A 16,384-nucleotide genomic window follows, 5' to 3' on the forward strand; every position below is an offset into this window, starting at 1 on the left:
CACTACCTCGGCGAGGACGGTTTCACGGGTTGCCGGCCAGCGGCCGGCATTACCCCGGCGGGGACGGTTTCACGGGTTGCCGGCCAGCGGCCGGCACTACAGCAGTTGGCGGAGCATTGCCTTGAGGCGTCGGCCTTCGCGCTGGAAGTAGTCGCGCTCGTCCTGCCAGGCCGGGAACCGCTTTTCCACCTCGGCCCAGAACGCCGGTGAATGGTTGGGCTGGATCAGGTGGCACAGCTCGTGGACCAGCACGTATTCGAACGCCGAGGGACGCCCCAGCACCAGCGCCAGGTCGAGCGCCATGCTGCCGTCCGGTGCCAGCGAACCCCATTGCGAGGACATCACCTTGAGCCGCAACCGTGCCGGCGCGCGCGGCAGGCCGGGCAGGTATCGGGGCAGCCACTGGCCCACGTCGGCGCGGGTCTGGGCCTCGTAGAACTCGCGCAGGCTGCGGCGCAGGGTGGCCTCGTTGCCGCGCGCGGGCCAATGCATCACCAGGCCCGCCGCGTCGCGTTCGAGATGGGCAAAGCGGCCGCTTTCCCAGCGCAGCGCGACCAGCTCGCCACGCAGGGGCAGCTGGCCGGGCTCACCGATCACCAGTGGGGGTGGCAGGTTGTGCGCCTGGTAGCTGCGCAGCTGCGTGGACAGCCAATCACGGTGCTGTTCGAGGAAGCGCTCGCCCATCACCAGGCTGGCGCGGGGCGGCAGGGTCAGGCGTACGCCGCGTTCGTCGACGCTGAGCTTGATGCGACGCGCCCGCGGATCGCGCACACGCAGCACGTCGATCTCGGCATCGTCCAGGCGCAGTCGTACCGTGTCGCGCTGCAGGGTGGGGGCAGCCGGCGAAATCAGGCGGCGGAGGAATCCGGACATGGCAACAGCATAGCGCCGCCCGCGCGCCGCAGATGACTGCGGGGTAGCGGGCAGAGCGGGGGCTGCGCCCCGCTCCGGGCCGCGCGTGGCGTCAGTCCGCCTTGCTGAGCTTGAACGCCTCTTCCAGCAGCAGGAACAGGCGGCGGACTTCGCCACTCTGCAGGGCAAACCGCGCGTCCAGTTCGGCGCGGCGGCCGTCATCGTCGGCATGCTCGAGCTGGTCCAGCGCACCGTCCAGGAACTTCAGCTTGCGCACGATCAGATCATCGCCCAGCACGAAGGACAGGTTGTCTTCGAACACCAGGGCCAGCTTGGTGACCTGCTTGCCGGCATCCAGGTGCTTGTCGATCTCGTCGCAGCGCAGCTCCTGGTGCTGACACTTGACCACGGCGCCGCCCTCGGCCGGGTCCTTCATCTCGCATTCTTCGCCCAGGGTCAGGCCGGTCGGCAGCGCCTCGCCGGCGATCCAGCCGGTCAGGATCGAGCGCGGCGCCACTTCGGCGTTCAGCGGCATCGCCGGGAAGCTGCCGAGCAGGCCGCGGATGTCGGACATCACGTTCTCGCCGGTCTTGCGGCTGGAACTGTCCACGGCCACGTAGCCGTGCGTGAGGTCGATCAGCGCGTCGGTGCGCGAGCTCTTGATGAAGGCGCGCGGCATCAGTTCATGCAGCAGGTCGTCCTTCATGCGCTTGCGCTCGCGGCCACCGGGCTTGCGCCCTTCCTTCTCCTCGATTTCCTCGAGCTTGCGCGCCAGCAGGTCGTTGACCACCGCGCCGGGCAGGATCTTGTCTTCGCCGCCCACGGTCAGCCACAGGGCATCGCCGATGCGATGGGAGAACACGGCCTTTTCTTCGCGGCCGAACGGCGAGATGAAGCCGCGCGAGGTCATTTCAAGCGGACCGACCGGCTTGAGCAGGACCTGCGGGAGCAGGGTGTCGACCTCGGAGAAATCGGTGGCGGTCGGGAAGCGGAACAGCGTCAGGTTGCGAAAGAACATGGAAGTCCGGAATGAGAGCGGGGAAGGGACGCAAGGCGCGGTGCACCGGCTAGGCCGGCGGCGGTGCCTCGCCAGCGTCATCGAAGGTGGGCCACCCGCCCGGGGCGGCCCGCGGGGCGTCCTGCGTGCGCCCCAGCGACAGGAAATCGAACAGGGCCGGGTCGGCCAGCTGCGACGGATGGATGTTGCCCAGCGCGCGTGCGATCTGGTCGATGCGCCCCGGGTGCGCCTGTTCCCAGCCCTGCAGCATCTGCGCGACCTGGCGGCGCTGCAAGGTGTCCTGGCTGCCGCACAGCGTGCACGGGATGATCGGGAACCCGCGCGCCTGCGCGTACCGGGCGATGTCCTGTTCGCTGACGTAGGCCAGCGGGCGGATCACCACGTGCGCGCCATCGTCGCTGCGCAGTTTGGGCGGCATCGCCGACAGCTTGGCATGGTGGAACAGGTTCAGGAAAAACGTGGCCACGCTGTCGTCGCGATGGTGGCCCAGGGCAATCTTGGTGAAGCCATGCTCGGCCGCATGCCGGTACAGCGCACCGCGCCGCAGCCGCGAACACAGCGAGCACATCGTGCGCCCTTCCGGGATCACCCGGGTGACCACCGAGTAGGTGTCCTGCTCGATGATCTGGAAGGGCACGCCGATCGAGCGCAGGTAACCGGGCAGCACGTCGGTGGGAAAACCGGGCTGCTTCTGGTCGAGGTTGACGGCCACCAGCTCGAAATCCACCGGCGCCTTTTTCTGCAGCTGCAGCAGCACGTCCAGCAGGGTGTAGCTGTCCTTGCCGCCGGACAGGCAGACCATCACCCGGTCGCCGGCCTCGATCATGCCGAAGTCGCCGATGGCCTGGCCGACCTGACGCCGCAACCGCCGCGCCAGCTTGTCCTGCTCCGCCTCGGCCGCACGCGGATCGCGGGCGCGGAGGACGGGATCGGGCAAGGGCAGGACGGCGCTCATGGCGGTCATTCTACCGGCTCGTCGCCACCACCACGGCCACCGGGAGGTGACTGCGTTCACTCCCGGGCGTCATCATGGATGTGTATGCTCAGTGGCTGTGGATACCCTGACACCCGCCGAGATCAGTGCCCGTCTTGCCGTGCTCCGGCAGGAGCACCGCGCGCTCGACGAGCAGATCCTGCACATGGCCGCCAACGGCAATGACGAGCTGGACGCCAAGCGCCTGAAGCGGCGCAAGCTGCAGCTCAAGGACTGCATCGCCAGACTCGAAGACATGCTGATTCCCGACGAACCGGCGTAACACCGCCACGCCTTCGCCCCGGTAGAGCCGACCGTTGGTCGGCTGCCCCTTCGCACCGGTAGAGCCGACCGTTGGTCGGCTGCTCCCTGCCTCAATCCTGCGCCACCGGCTCGTCCGGCTTGGCCGCTTCCGGGCTGACCCGCTCAATGGTGTGGCGCAGCTCGCGGCCGAGGATGAACTTGGCGTCTTTGGCCCAGGCATCCAGCCGCTCGTCGAACAGCAGCTTGCTGTTCTCGTCCGGCCACACCAGGCGCAGCTCGCGCAGTTTCTGGATGAAGCCACGGAACAGCGTGCGGTCGAAGAACTCCGGCGCAGCCGGCGCATACAGCAGGCTCAGGCGCTGCGCGGCCTGCTGGCACAGGCTTTCCAGCTCGGCCGCGCCGAGCGTACCCGGGCCGTTTTTGACCAGCACCGAGATGGCGATGTAGTAGCGCTCGAACGCCTGCTGCAGCGAGTGGCCGATGGCACGCAGACGGAAGACTTCGTCGGTCTGCCCGGTGTTGCGCGCCAGGATGCCGCCGTCGTCGTCATTGACGTTCTGCAGCAGGCCCTCGCGCACGAACACGTTGATGGTCTGCTCGATGCGCTGGGCGAACTCGTCCTCGCTCCACGGCAGGAACAGCTCGGCCTGCAGGAACGGGTACACCGTGCGGCCCAGCTGCACCAGACCGGTGCGGCTCATGCGGCGGTTGTTCTGGAAGCAGCAGGCCACCCACGACGAGGCCGTGAACAGGTGCAGCACGTTGTTGCGGAAGTAGCTGAGCAGCACCGCCGTATCGCCGCTGACGCTGAGCACATCGCCGAGCGGGTGCTTGATGCGGGTCAGGACGTTGATTTCCTCGGCATGGGCGATGATCCGCTCCGGCGAGTGCGGGGTCACCGTCACACGGTCGGAGTACGGCATCTCCACCAGCAGGGTTTTGCACAGCTCGATCTGTGCGATCAGGTCGGCCTCACCCATCGCATGCTTGGGCGTGGACAGCAGCGCCAGCGCCAGCAGGTTGATCGGATTGACGTCGGCGGCACCGTTGATGTGCACCTGGATGCGTTCGGCGAGGTGGTCGACCGTACCGGACAGCCAGGACGGTTTCTCGTCCTCGCCCACCGGCTGCCCGTTCCATTCCGGCGCCTGCTGGGCCAGCACGTCGTTGAGCGCGATCGGCTCGCCGAAGTTCACCACCACCTGGCCGTAGTTCTGCTTGAGCACCTTGGGAATGGACCACAGCAGCTGCCAGATCGATTCCTTCTCCTTGGGCCGCCCGGACAGTTCATCCAGGTAGCTGCCGCCTTCCATCAGCTTTTCGTAGCCGATATAGACCGGCTGGAACAGCACCGGCTTGCGCGGCTGGCGCAGGAAGGCGCGCAGCGTCATCGAGATCATGCCGCCCTTGGGCTGCAGCAGGCGCCCGGTACGCGAGCGGCCGCCCTCGACGAAGTACTCGATCGAGTAGCCACCGGCCACCAGCTGCGCCACGTACTCGCTGAGCACCGCCGAGTACAGCGCGTTGCCGCGGATCGAGCGGCGGATGAAGAACGCGCCGCCCTTGCGCAGCAGCGTGCCCACCACCGGCAGGTTCAGGTTGATGCCGGCCACGATGTGCGGCGGCACGATGCCGCGGTCGTACAGCAGGTAGGACAGCAGCAGGTAGTCCATGTGGCTGCGGTGGCTGGGCACGTAGACCACTTCGTGCCCGGGCGCGGCCGCCTTGAACTTGTCCAGGTGATGGACCAGCACGCCGGCATAGATGCGGTTCCAGACGTGGCTGAGCATGAAGCTGGCCGAACGCACCACCGGGCTGGAATAGTCCGCGGCGATTTCCCAGGCGTAGGCATGGGCCTTCTTCCAGGCATCGGCCGGCTTGGAGTTGTCGCGCTTGGCCTGCGAGGCAATGGCCTCGCGCACGGTGTCGGCGTCCAGCACCTTGTCCACCAGCAGGCGGCGGGTGGACAGATCCGGGCCGATCACCGATTCGCGGATACGGCGGAAATGCGTGCGCAGCACGCGCTGCAGCTTGCGCACGGTGCGCTCGGGGTCCAGCCCCTCGTCCACGGTGGTGCGCAGGGAAATCGGCGGGGCGAAACGCACGATGGTGCTGCGGCCATTGAGCAGCACGGCCAGCAGGCGGCGGAAGCGGCCCACCAGCGCCCAGTTTTCCGAGAACAGCACGGCGAACCAGCCGCTCTGCTTGTCCGGCGCACGGCCGACGAAGATCGACACCGGCACCAGATGCACGTCCAGCTCATCGCGCGCGCGATGAGCCTGCAGCACCTTGGCCAGCGAATCCGAATGGGTCTTTGCGCCGCGCTGTTCGGGAATCAGCGAGTTGCTGCTGCTGCGGCGGGACAGCGCCAGGTAGGCGCGCTTGCGCCCGGTCGGGTCGCCGGCAATGGGCACCAGCGGCGACGGCAGGCCGGCTTCACGGCAGGCCTTGTCCAGGATCAGGGCGTTGGACAGACCGTAGTCTTCCAGCACGTAGACCACCGGGCGGCCGTCGTTGTACTGGCCGGGGTGTTCCGGCTCGATCTTCAGCGACAGCCACGGCTCGACCAGCCGTCCCAGCAGGCGCGCCCACCACGGGCGGCGGCCCACCGGGGCGCGGGTTCCGGGCACGATGGCGGACGGCGCGGTCACCGCCGGGTCGGGCGCAGCCACCGCCTCACCGGGCGCGGCCGGGGTGCCGGCAACGGGCGCGGTGTCGGGCGACGCGGACGGTGCGTCCGGCGTCTTGGGCGGCTCTTCGCCGGGGAAAGGCAGGGGATTCTGGTTCGGCATCGGCTTCATTATGGCTTAGCCGGTGCAGAAGCACCGTCCTTGACCGCAGCGGCGGCCTCTGCTTCAGCCGCCTTGGCGGCGTCATGTTCAGCTTGTGCGGCGTCTGCGGCCTGCAGCAGCGCGTCGGTGTCTTCCAGCGTCCGCGTCACGTACCAGTGGCCGTCGCGGCGGGTCATGCGGACCTGTGCGTCGATCTGTTCGCCGGCCAGCGGGTACTGGATCCGCACCACGGCGGTATCGCCCTGCTGGGACACCAGTTCGCCGCGCAGTTCGGTCAGCGCGGTGTCCAGCGACAGGCCGTAGCTGGCCAGCGCGGTCTTGAAGGCCTTGGCGAACGGCCCCAGCCGGCGCAGTGAACCCTCCATGCCCGCGGCCTGCAGCTGGTCCTCGGTGGACAGCGCGGCGGTCCGTGCCGTGGCCGTCAGCAGGGTGATGGTGGTGCGGGCCCGCTGTTTGTCGGTCAGCGGCGCCGCGGCCGCCCAACGGCTGAGCGCGTCAACCACCTGGGTGTAGTGGGCACGCTCGGTGTCGCTGTAGTCGCTCTGGTTGCGCAGGTACTGCACACCGAACAGGCCCATCGAATGCGCCGCCTGACGCACCCCCGTGGCCTGGCCGGCAATCTGCGCATCGAAGGCGCGCTGCAGGCGCTGCGGCGCGTCGGGCCGTGACAGCGCGGCCATCATCGGCAGGAACTGGCCGTCCAGCGGCAGTTCGGTCAGCGGCCAGCGGCTGCGCCCCTGGGCCCAGGCGGCCTGCAGGCGGTCGTACTGGGCCGGCGGCACCGATGCCTGCGCGTAGCCGACCAGGTCGTTGTCCGCCACGTGGCGGGCAAGCTGGCGCAGGGCCGCCACCGGTTCGGCGGCCGGCGCATCCGGATCGATCTGGTCGCGCTTGCACGCACTGAGCAGCACCAGGCCGCAGAACGACAGCGCCAGTACCCACTCTCGACAACGCCCTGGCATCAACGGCATGGACATGAATTCGGACTCCCCGGACCGGTCCGCATCTTGCGGCCTGCAGCCCCGCAGCGGCAAGCCGCTGCCCCGTCCGACCCGTGATGAAAGTCACAGGTCATTGAACGACAACGGAAACCCGCGGGCACCGGGCGGTCTCTGCCCGGTGCCCGGCATGGCCTAGTCGTTGGTCCAGGTCGCCCGGATGAAGTCGGCCATGTGGCCGTCCGACAGCCGTGCATACACGCCCGGATAGTCGGCCTGGGCGCAGCCCACGCCCCAGCTGACGGTGCCGAGGACCGTCCACTGGCCTTCCCGCTGCACCAGCAGCGGGCCGCCCGAGTCGCCCTGGCAGCTGTCGATGCCCTCCTCGCCGGCACAGATCACCTTGCCCGCCTCCAGCCCGGGATAGGCCTGGCGGCAGTCGCGGAACGGTACGTAGGGGGTCTGTACGGTCTGCAGCACGGTCGGCGCGCCCTCCGGCCCGTCCAGACCGGTGGTACCCCAGCCGATCACGGTGAAGCGGCGGCCACGGCGCAGGTAGCCGGTGTCGCCGCCGAGCAGCGGCACCGCGAACTGGCCCTTGGCGACCGGTCGGCGCAGCTGGATCAGGGCGATGTCGTTGACCAGGGTGCGGCTGTCGAACGCCGGGTGGACGTGGATGGCCTTGATGTTGGACACACGCCGGCGCGCGGTGGTGTCCAGCGCCGTCTTGCCGGTCAGTACCGCGTAGTCACGCGGCACCGCGTCCTCCACGCAGTGGGCGGCGGTCAGCACCCAGGTCGGTGAGATCAGGGTGGCGCCGCACCAGTGGCGCTCGTGGTCGGACTCGCCGCGTGCCAACTGCTGCAGGCTGACCATGAACGGGTATTGCCCGGGCTCGGCGTCGATGCCGCCGATGATCTTCGGGCCGTGCCCGTCCAGCGGCGGGGTGGCCAGCGCCGGGGAGGACACCGTGGCCAGGACGACGAGGGCGGCCAGGGCCGCGCGGTAACGCATGTGCATGCTGCAACTCCTTTGCAGTGATGAAGAAGCGGACGACACGGCCAGGACGGCACGTGCCGGGATCGATTCGACGGCAAAGGCGGGAGACAGACTGGGTGGCGCTTCCCAGTTCGCTGTGGCCGGGTACCCGGCAGCGATTGATGGATTCACTTCTGCAACCGTGCGCAACACGACAACGAGACGCGGTTCCGGCACGAAAAAACGCGTCAGTGCCGGCACACGGGGCGCCGGCACAGTGCGGGGATCAGCGCAGGACCGAGGCGATTTCGGCCTGGATCGCCAGCGCGGCCGCGCGCGGGTCGGTCGCCAGACGGATCGGCCGGCCCACCACGATGGCATCGGCGCCATCGGCGAAGGCCTGGGCGACGCCCACGGTGCGCTTCTGGTCATCGCCCACCGGGCCACCCGGGCGGATGCCGGGGCAGACGATGGAGAAGCCCGGCCCGGTGGCCGCGCGGATCGGTGCGGCTTCCTGGCCGGAGGCGATGACACCGTCGATACCGGCCGCCTGGGCGGCCAGCGCGCGCTCGACCACCACGTCCACCGGCGCCCGGTCGATGCCCATGCCACGCAGGTCGTCCTGGCCCATCGAGGTCAGCACGGTCACCGCCAGCAGGCGCATGTCGCTGCCGTTGGCGGCGGCGCAGGCCTCCATCATCGCCGGGTGCCAGCCGTGGATGGTGGCGTAGCTCACCGGCCACTGCGACAGGCGCTTGATCACCGCAGCGGCGGTGGCGGGAATGTCGAAGAACTTCAGGTCGACGAAGACGCGCTTGTCGCGCGCGGCGAGCGCATCAAGCACCTGGAAGTACTCGCCGGACGCCAGCAGTTCCATGCCGATCTTGTAGAACGACACGCTGTCGCCCAGCCGGTCCACCCACGCCAGGGCCTCATCGCGGCCCGGCACGTCCAGCGCGACGATCAGGCGCTCGTCGTCGCGCAGCGGCAGCGGCGCGCGGCTCACGGCGCGTAGTCCAGCGCAGCGCGCTTGGCATCGTGGCGGGCCTGGCGCGACTGGCTGTAGTCGTTGTTGAACTGCGCCGGCTCGAAGCCGCCGTAGGTCGGGTTGGGCAGCATCCACCAGCGCTCGCCGAACCAGTCGTGGTACTGCTGCAGCAGCGCGTCGCGGCCCTCGTTGGTGTTGGCGGTGACTTCGACGAAATCGCCGAGCTGGTCGCCGAACTGCATCAGCACGCGGTACTTCTGGCCGGCCAGGCGGCGGCGGCAGTTCTTCTCGCTGCCGGCCTGCTCGCAGCCTTCCACCACGGTGCCCAGACCGAGGAAGACGCTGTCATCGGCCACCGGCAGGCCTTCGGCGCGCAGGTTGGCGAGGGTGGCGTCCTTGAGGTGCACGGCGCGGTTGGAGATGTACAGCAGGGTCACGCCGCGGGCGTTGGCGGCCTTGGCGAAATCGACCACGCCGGGGATCGCCTTGGCCTTCTTTTCGGCCACCCACTGGTCCCAGGTCATCTCGTCGTATTCCTTGCCGTCACGCACCAGGCGCGCCTGGTAGGGCGAGTTGTCCAGCACGGTCTCGTCCACGTCCAGCACCACGGCCGGCTTCAGGCCCTTGGCCTCGTTGCCGCGCTCTTCGGGCACCAGCGCATCCCAGTGGGCTTCCTTCAGCGCGGCATCCAGGCGGTCGGCGGCGGCGCGGTAGGTCTGCTCGGTGATCGCGCGGTATTCCTGCGAACGCTGCATCCACAGCACCGCATTGAGGTTGTCGTTGGCGGCCACGGCGGCATCGCCGGTGACGGCCGGTGCGTCGGCTGCAGCGGCGGCGGCGGCGGCCGGCGGAGCGGCATCGGCCGGGGCTTCGGTGCGCTTGCAGGCGGTCAGCGCCATCACGGCGCAGGCAAGCACGGACAGGGGAACAGCAGCAATACGACGCATCGGGGTCACCAGCAACAGAGTCGCGCCAGTTTACCGGCTTGGCCGGCCGCGTTCATGCCGGCGGCGGGGCTCGGCTATGCTGCACCCCCTTGAAACACCGTGGAGCGCCCCGTGACCGATGACGTCCAGACCCCTGCCCTGCCCGTGCTGAGCGCGGCCCAGGCCCGCACGCTGGGCTGCCTGATCGAGAAGGAGGCCACCACCCCGGATGCCTACCCGCTGACGGTCAATGCCGCCCAGGTGGCAGCCAACCAGAAGACCGCGCGCGAGCCGGTGATGGCCCTGTCGGCCGGCGATGTGCACCACGCGCTGCGCCAGCTGGAGACGCTGGGGCTGGCCCGCCAGCAGTTCTCCTCGCGTGCCGAGCGTTATGAACACCGCGCCGGCAGCGCGCTGGACCTGACCCGCCAGCAGCTGGCGGTCCTGGGCCTGTTGCTGCTGCGCGGCCCGCAGACGGTGAACGAGCTGCTGACCCGCAGCGAGCGGCTGTTCCAGTTCCAGGATGCCGACGAGCTGCGCCACCATGTGGAGCGCATGATCCAGCGCGGCCTGGCGGTGCAGCTGCCGCGCGCCAGCGGGCAGCGCGAAGACCGCTACATGCACCTGCTGGCCGGGCCGGTGGACGTGCAGGCGCTGGCGGAGGCGTACCGATCGGCGCCGTCCAGTGGCGGTGGCAGTGGCGGCGCGGCGCTGGACGCGCGCGTGCAGCAGCTGGAGGCCACGGTGGCCGAGCTGCAGGAGCAGCTGGCGGAACTGCGGGCGCAGTTGGGCGGTTGAAACGCAGCCGGGCAGCCGGGCAGAGCCCGGCTCTACGGGGTGCCTGGCACCGCCGGGGCGCCTGGCGTGGCGAACAGCAGCACCACGTCGCCGCCGTGCGGTGGCGGCAGCAGCAGGTCGCCGCGGTCTTCCATGCCGAGCTTGCGCAGCAGCGCGGCCGAACGCAGGTTGTCCGGCGACACGATGCCGTACAGGTCGGTGTGGTGCAGCACATCGCGCGCGTAGTGCATCACCCCGCGCGCGGCTTCCAGCGCGTAGCCGTGGCCTTCGTACGGCGACAGCAGCGCGTAGCCGATATCCGGTGCGGGCAGTCCATCACGGCGCACCAGCCCGGCATTGCCGAGCCACGCACCGTCGCTGCGGCGGATGATGGCGTACATGCCGAAGCCATTGAGGGCATAGCTGCCCAGCACGCGCTCGGCGGTGTAGGCACGCGCCTGCGCCAGGGTGCGCACGCCACGGTCGGCGATGTTGCGGATGAACCCGGGTTCGTTGAGCAGGGCCAGCATGTCGGCCGCATCATGGTCGGGGTCGATCAGGCGCAGGTGCAGGCGGTCGGTCTGGATCACGGCGGACATGCAGGTCACTGCGCAGGAAGAGGCCCCGATTGTGCAACGCGCGCCCCGAACACGGTAGAGCCCACAGTTGGTCGGCTGCTCTTCGACCCGCGGTCGGCGCTGCCGACGCGCGTGGTCAGTCGAACAACGCCTGGATCGCCGCCAACCCGGCACTGGCGCGCTCTTTCTTGCGCTCGGCATCGGCAACCGGATCGGCGCCGTCGCGCTGCATCTCCTCGGCCGGAATCTCCTCGAAGAACCGGCTGGGCTTGAGCCGCACGTGCTCGCCGAACTTGCGGGTGAGCTTGCTGTAGCTCATCCACAGCTGCACCTTGGCGCGGGTGATGCCGACATAGAGCAGGCGGCGCTCTTCCTGCAGGTTGCCTTCGTCCAGGCTGACCTGGTGCGGCAGCACGCCGTCCTCGCAGCCGATGATGAAGACGTACGGGAATTCCAGGCCCTTGGACGCGTGCAGGGTCATCATCCGCACCTGGTTGCCGCCGTCGTCCTTGTCGTTGCGCGACAACAGCGCCAGCTGCGCGGCCAGGTCGGCGGTGGAAGCGCCGCGCGGGCCGCCCTCGAACCATTGCGCCAGCTCTTCCAGGTTGGCCAGGCGGCGCTGGTACACCGATTCTTCCTTGCAGGCGCTGCGCAGCTCGGAGACCAGCCCCGACTCCTTCACCAGCCGCCGCACCAGATCGCCGGAACTGAGCTGCGGCATCTGCGCGCGCAGGTCGCGCAGGATGTCGGTGAAGCGGCTCAGGCCGTTGGCCGCACGCGGCGGCAGCTGCGACAGCGCGCCGATCGCCTCGGCGGCGTGCGCCATCGGCAGGTCCTTCTCCGAGGCCAGTTCGGCCAGCTTGGCCAGCGTGCCGGCGCCCACTTCGCGCTTGGGCGACTGCACCGCGCGCATGAACGCCGTATCGTCGTCCGGGTTCACCAGCAGGCGCAGCCACGACAGGGTGTCCTTGACCTCCTGGCGCTCCAGGAACGCGGTGCCGCCGGTGATGTGATACGGCGCGCGCACCAGCTGCAGCGCCTTTTCCAGCGGCCGCGACTGGAAGTTGCCGCGGAACAGGATGCAGAAATCGCTCCAGGGAATCTGCTTGGAGGTGGCCAGATAGGAAATCTCGGCCGCCACCTTCTCCGCTTCGTGCTCGCTGTTGCGGCACTCCCACACGCGGATGCGTTCGCCGTCGGCCTGGTCGCTCCACAGCTTCTTGAGGTGCTCGTGCGGGTTGTTGGCGATCAGCGCATTGGCCGCGCGCAGCACGCGGTTGGAGCAGCGGTAGTTCTGCTCCAGCTTGATGATTTCCAGCGCCGGGTAATCGCGCGCCATCTGCTGCAGGTTTTCCGGATTGGCACCACGCCAGGCGTAGATCGACTGGTCATCGTCGCCCACGCAGGTGAAGTTGCCCTTGCTGCCGGCCAGCTGCTTGAGCAGCCGGTACTGCGCATCGTTGGTGTCCTGGCATTCGTCCACCAGCAGGTAGCCGATGCGTTCGCGCCACGCCAGGGCGATCTCCGGGTTTTCTTCCAGCACCTGCACCGGCAGGCGGATCAGGTCGTCGAAGTCGACCGCGTTGAACGCGCTGAGGCGCAGCTGGTAGCGCTCGTAGACGCTGGCCGCTTCCTTCTCGCGGTTGCTGCGCGCGGCGGCCATTGCCTGCTCCGGCGAAAGACCGGCGTTCTTGGCGCGCGAGATCAGGTTCTTCACGTCCTCGATGTCATCCGGCTTGGCGCCGTACATCAGGTCCTTGACCTGCGAGGTGGCATCGTCGGCGTCGAAGATCGAGAAGCCGCGCTTGAGCCCGACCGAGGCGTGCTCGATCTGCAGGAACTTCAGCCCCAGTGCGTGGAAGGTGCAGATCGTCACCTCGTCGGCGTCTTCGCTGCGCAGGCGCTTGGCCACGCGCTCGCGCATTTCCTTGGCCGACTTGTTGGTGAAGGTGATGGCCGCGATGCGCCGCGCCGGATAGCGCTTGCTGGCGATCAGCTGGCCGATCTTCTCCACGATCACGCGCGTCTTGCCACTGCCTGCGCCCGCGAGCACCAGCAGAGGACCTTCGCAGTGCAGGACTGCCGCGCGTTGGGGGGGATTGAGACCGTGCATGCCGACTCCGGGGGAGGGGCATTGTAGCGGGCCGCGACGGTGCGTCGAAGGCCGGCGGTGATTGACCTGTGCGCGTGGCCTGCGCTATTGAGGGGCATCATGTGAAGAAGGAAACGTGGCGTGATGAATGGATTCATTCCGGGGTGCCGTGCCCTGCTGCTGGGTGCGGTGCTGTGCGGGGCGGCGGGCAGCGCAGGAGCGGCGGATGCCGACGCGCCTGTCTTCGACCCGTGGGCCGCCGACGTGCTGGGCTCGGAGACGTTCCTGGCCTCCCACCCGGACATGCGCTATCGCAAACTGGGCAACGAAGCGATCCAGAGCGGGCGGCCCGAGCAGGCGCGGAGCTACTACCGGCGCGGCGCGCGCTATGCCGACAAGCTGTCGCAGGCGGCCCTGGCGGAGCTGCTCTGGAATGGCGTGGGCGGGCCGGCGGACCGCGCGGCCGCCTATGCCTGGATGGACCTGGCCGCCGAACGCGGCGACCGCTTCCTGCTGGTGCATCGCGAGCGCTACTGGGCCGCGCTGGACCCGGCCGAACGCGACCGGGCGCTGGTGGAGGGGCAGGCCCTGTACGACACCTACGGCGACGCAGTGGCCAAGCCGCGCCAGGAGCGCGAGATGCGCCGCGGCCGCAATGACGTCACCGGCAGCCGGCTGGGCTGGATCGGCGCGCTGAAGATGACCGTGCGCGGCGAGGACGGGCAGCAGCAGGCCATGCCGGTGGACCGCTTCCTGCAGGACCGCTACTGGGAGCCGGCGCAGTACTGGCACTGGCAGGCCCAGGCGATGGAGCAGATGCAGCGCGCCGGAACGGTGGAAGTGGGCCCGGCCACCGGTGTGCCGCCGGCCGAGTAACGCGCGCGTCGGCGCCGGCCATCTGCGGATAAAATGCGGCATGGCCAAGCTCTACTTCTACTATTCGGCGATGAACGCCGGCAAGACCACCACGCTGCTGCAGTCGGCGCACAACTACCGCGAGCGCGGCATGCGCGTGGCGATCCTGACCCCGCGCCTGGACGACCGCGCCGGGCGCGGCGTAGTGGCCTCGCGGATCGGGCTGAAGGCCGACGGTGTGGCCTTCGACCGCGATGCCGACCTGCAGCAGCTGATCGCCGCGGACATCGCCGCGGGAGGACCGCTGGGCTGCGTGCTGGTGGATGAAGCCCAGTTCCTCACCCGCAGCCAGGTGTGGCAGTTGAGCGAGGTGGTCGACGAGCTGCGCATTCCGGTGCTCTGCTACGGCCTGCGCACCGACTTCCGCGGCGAGCTGTTCGAAGGCAGCCAGTACCTGCTGGCCTGGGCCGACGAGATGCAGGAGATCAAGACCATCTGCCACAGCGGCAAGAAGGCGACGATGACCGTGCGCGTGGACGAACACGGCCATGCCGTGCAGGACGGCCCGCAGGTGGAGATCGGCGGCAACGAGCGCTACGTGTCGGTCAGCCGCGCCGAGTTCAAGAAGATCACCCGCGGCGAAGGCCGCATCGATCCGATGCAGGCCCCGCTTCCGCTGTGAGGGTGTGGAGGCAGGGAGAGACCAGCCCTCCGTCCACAAAGCATTATTTTCGGCACGCCCACCGGCGGCGGGCTGTACTGGTACAGCCAGGTTTCGGTCAACGTGCGGCCACCGCTGCGCAGGTACAGGCGGATGTCGATCTGCTGGGTGCTGTCGTCCGGCGGCACCACATCGAACATCGCGCGGTAGCCCTTGATCTCGCGCAGCGGGCGCGCCGAGACGATCTCGGTGCGGCCACGGCTCACCTGCACCACCGCTTCGACCTCGGCCGTGTCGATCAGCGCTGCCAGCTCGCCGCCTTCGAAGTCCACGGCGAAGCGCCAGGAGAAGTACTCGCGCTTCTTGCCGATCACCCCGCCCAGGCCGGTGCGGCTGTCCACGCAGTGCGCCATCGGCGGCCGTGCCGGCGGCTGCGCGCCCCAGTACAGACGGTAGCCGAGCAGCAGTTCCTGCCCGGGCTGCGGCTTCGCCTCGGGGTTCCAGAACGCCACGATGTTGTCGAAGGTTTCGTCCACGGTGGGGATTTCCACCAGCTGCACCGAGCCCTTGCCCCATTGGCCCTTCGGCTCCACCCACAGGCACGGGCGCTTCTCGTAGAACACGCCGTCGTCCTGGTAGTGGTCGAAGTTGCGGTCGCGCTGGAGCAGGCCGAACCCGCGCGGGTTGTTGTCCACGAACATGTTGAAGCGCAGCTGCGCCGGGTTGCACAGCGGGCGCCAGATCCACTCGCCGGCGCCGGTCCACATCGACAGGCCATCGGTATCGTGGATTTCCGGGCGCCAGTCCCAGGCCATGCGGCGGTCGTTCTCGCCCACCTGGTACATGCTGGTGCACGGGGCGATGCCCAGCCGCTCGATCGCCTTGCGCGGGTACAGCGCGCAGTCGATGTCCATCAGCAGCACATCGCCGTTGGTGATGGCGAAGCGGTAGGCACCGGCGACACTGGGCGAATCCAGCAGCGCGTACACCACCAGCGTGTTGGAGTCGGCGGCCGGCTGCTCCAGGTAATAGGCGATGAAGTCCGGGAATTCCTCCGGGCGGCCCATGCCGGTGTCGATCGCCAGGCCGCGCGCCGACTGGCCGTACTGGCCTTCCTTGCCGACCGCGCGGAAATAACTGGCGCCGAGGAACGCGGCGAAGTCGCGGTCGGTGTCCTGGCGGGTGTTGAGGCGGAACCCGGCAAAGCCGAGGTCGGGCGGCAGGTGACTGCCCTTCAGGCCGCTCTTGCCGTAATCGAACGCGGCCGGGTCGTAGGCCAGTTCCTGCGCGGTGCCATCAACCACGTCGTACATCCGCACCGGGGAATGGAAATACAGCCCGAGGTGGAAGAACTTGGCCTGGTACCGGCCGGGCTGGTCGGCCCACAAAGCGTGGTCCTGACGGTAGCGGATGGATTGGTACTGGTCCCAGTCGAGCGCTTCCAGCGGACCCGGCAGGGTGCGCTTGTGGCTCTGGTAGGCCGCCTGGGACAGCGCGCGCGCCTGGCCCTTGAGGCTGGCGAAGTCGAACGGCTGCGGCTGGCCGAGGCGGCGCAGGCCGACCTGGTTGCCCTGTGCGGCACACGCCGGCAGCGCGGGCAGGCCGGCGGCAGCCAGGGCCAGGGAGGCGGTGCGGATGAAGTCGCGTCGTTGCATGCAGGCAGCGATGGCAGGAAAGGGCCGGCCATCATAG

General features: G+C 69.0%; 14 protein-coding genes and 1 pseudogene. 4 read left to right on the plus strand and 11 right to left on the minus strand.

The genetic code is table 11. From position 1 onward, the window contains the following. Positions 1–96 precede the first annotated feature (96 nt). From ACO6VK_RS19820 to ttcA, 3 genes are all read right to left on the minus strand, one after another. Positions 97–873, minus strand: a complete 777-nt coding sequence (locus ACO6VK_RS19820; protein ID WP_422510160.1) for a M48 family metallopeptidase — start codon at positions 871–873, stop codon at positions 97–99. Positions 874–964: 91 nt separating this feature from the next. Continuing rightward, the gene (locus tag ACO6VK_RS19825; RefSeq protein ID WP_422510162.1) at positions 965–1,870 is read right to left on the minus strand and encodes a recombination-associated protein RdgC; all 906 of its coding nucleotides are present in this window, start codon (positions 1,868–1,870) and stop codon (positions 965–967) included. 49 nt (positions 1,871–1,919) lie between these two features. Beyond that, positions 1,920–2,834 carry a tRNA 2-thiocytidine(32) synthetase TtcA gene (gene ttcA, locus ACO6VK_RS19830; RefSeq protein ID WP_422510164.1) on the minus strand — a complete coding sequence of 305 codons (915 nt, stop codon included), beginning with the start codon at positions 2,832–2,834 and terminating at the stop codon, positions 1,920–1,922. An 88-nt stretch (positions 2,835–2,922) separates the two neighbouring features. On the opposite strand from ttcA, the gene ACO6VK_RS19835 reads away from it, so the two are divergent. Beyond that, entirely contained in the window at positions 2,923–3,126 is a 204-nt protein-coding gene (locus ACO6VK_RS19835) for a YdcH family protein (RefSeq protein ID WP_422510201.1), read from the plus strand. Positions 3,127–3,217: 91 nt separating this feature from the next. Here the strand turns inward: ACO6VK_RS19835 and plsB are convergent, their stop codons facing one another. The 5 genes from plsB to ACO6VK_RS19860 form a co-directional block, all read right to left on the minus strand. Further along, entirely contained in the window at positions 3,218–5,908 is a 2,691-nt protein-coding gene (plsB, locus tag ACO6VK_RS19840; protein ID WP_422510166.1) for a glycerol-3-phosphate 1-O-acyltransferase PlsB, read from the minus strand. Then, positions 5,908–6,876 (minus strand): hypothetical protein, encoded by a 969-nt coding sequence (locus ACO6VK_RS19845; RefSeq protein WP_422510168.1) that lies wholly within the window; start codon positions 6,874–6,876, stop codon positions 5,908–5,910. Before ACO6VK_RS19845 ends, plsB begins: the two co-directional genes overlap by 1 nt. A 156-nt stretch (positions 6,877–7,032) precedes the next feature. Continuing rightward, positions 7,033–7,857, minus strand: a complete 825-nt coding sequence (locus ACO6VK_RS19850) for a S1 family peptidase (protein WP_422510170.1) — start codon at positions 7,855–7,857, stop codon at positions 7,033–7,035. A 244-nt stretch (positions 7,858–8,101) separates the two neighbouring features. Further along, positions 8,102–8,821, minus strand: coding sequence for an orotidine-5'-phosphate decarboxylase (gene pyrF, locus ACO6VK_RS19855; RefSeq protein WP_422510172.1), 720 nt, complete (start codon positions 8,819–8,821; stop codon positions 8,102–8,104). Next, positions 8,818–9,759: a 5'-nucleotidase, lipoprotein e(P4) family gene (locus tag ACO6VK_RS19860; RefSeq protein ID WP_422510203.1), complete on the minus strand. Its 942-nt coding sequence runs from the start codon at positions 9,757–9,759 to the stop codon at positions 8,818–8,820. The genes pyrF and ACO6VK_RS19860 overlap by 4 nt, the downstream gene beginning before the upstream one ends. 102 nt (positions 9,760–9,861) lie before the next feature. Between ACO6VK_RS19860 and ACO6VK_RS19865 the strand changes: the two genes are divergently transcribed. Then, positions 9,862–10,527, plus strand: a complete 666-nt coding sequence (locus ACO6VK_RS19865) for a YceH family protein (protein ID WP_422510174.1) — start codon at positions 9,862–9,864, stop codon at positions 10,525–10,527. Between the two features lie 32 nt (positions 10,528–10,559). On the opposite strand, the gene ACO6VK_RS19870 is transcribed toward ACO6VK_RS19865, so the two are convergent. Then, complete coding sequence (locus ACO6VK_RS19870) at positions 10,560–11,105, minus strand: GNAT family N-acetyltransferase (protein WP_422510176.1); 546 nt, start codon at positions 11,103–11,105, stop codon at positions 10,560–10,562. A gap of 115 nt (positions 11,106–11,220) precedes the next feature. Continuing rightward, positions 11,221–13,197: a UvrD-helicase domain-containing protein gene (locus ACO6VK_RS19875; RefSeq protein ID WP_422510178.1), complete on the minus strand. Its 1,977-nt coding sequence runs from the start codon at positions 13,195–13,197 to the stop codon at positions 11,221–11,223. Positions 13,198–13,320: 123 nt separating this feature from the next. Between ACO6VK_RS19875 and ACO6VK_RS19880 the strand changes: the two genes are divergently transcribed. Further along, positions 13,321–14,052 carry a hypothetical protein gene (locus ACO6VK_RS19880; RefSeq protein WP_422510180.1) on the plus strand — a complete coding sequence of 244 codons (732 nt, stop codon included), beginning with the start codon at positions 13,321–13,323 and terminating at the stop codon, positions 14,050–14,052. A gap of 40 nt (positions 14,053–14,092) precedes the next feature. Then, entirely contained in the window at positions 14,093–14,713 is a 621-nt protein-coding gene (locus tag ACO6VK_RS19885; protein ID WP_422510182.1) for a thymidine kinase, read from the plus strand. 47 nt (positions 14,714–14,760) lie between these two features. Here the strand turns inward: ACO6VK_RS19885 and ACO6VK_RS19890 are convergent. After that, positions 14,761–16,347, minus strand: a pseudogene (locus tag ACO6VK_RS19890) (glucan biosynthesis protein); the annotation flags it as partial. Positions 16,348–16,384 lie beyond the last annotated feature (37 nt).

It is taken from the genome of Stenotrophomonas sp. GZD-301 (assembly GCF_049310345.1).
Taxonomy (GTDB): domain Bacteria; phylum Pseudomonadota; class Gammaproteobacteria; order Xanthomonadales; family Xanthomonadaceae; genus Stenotrophomonas.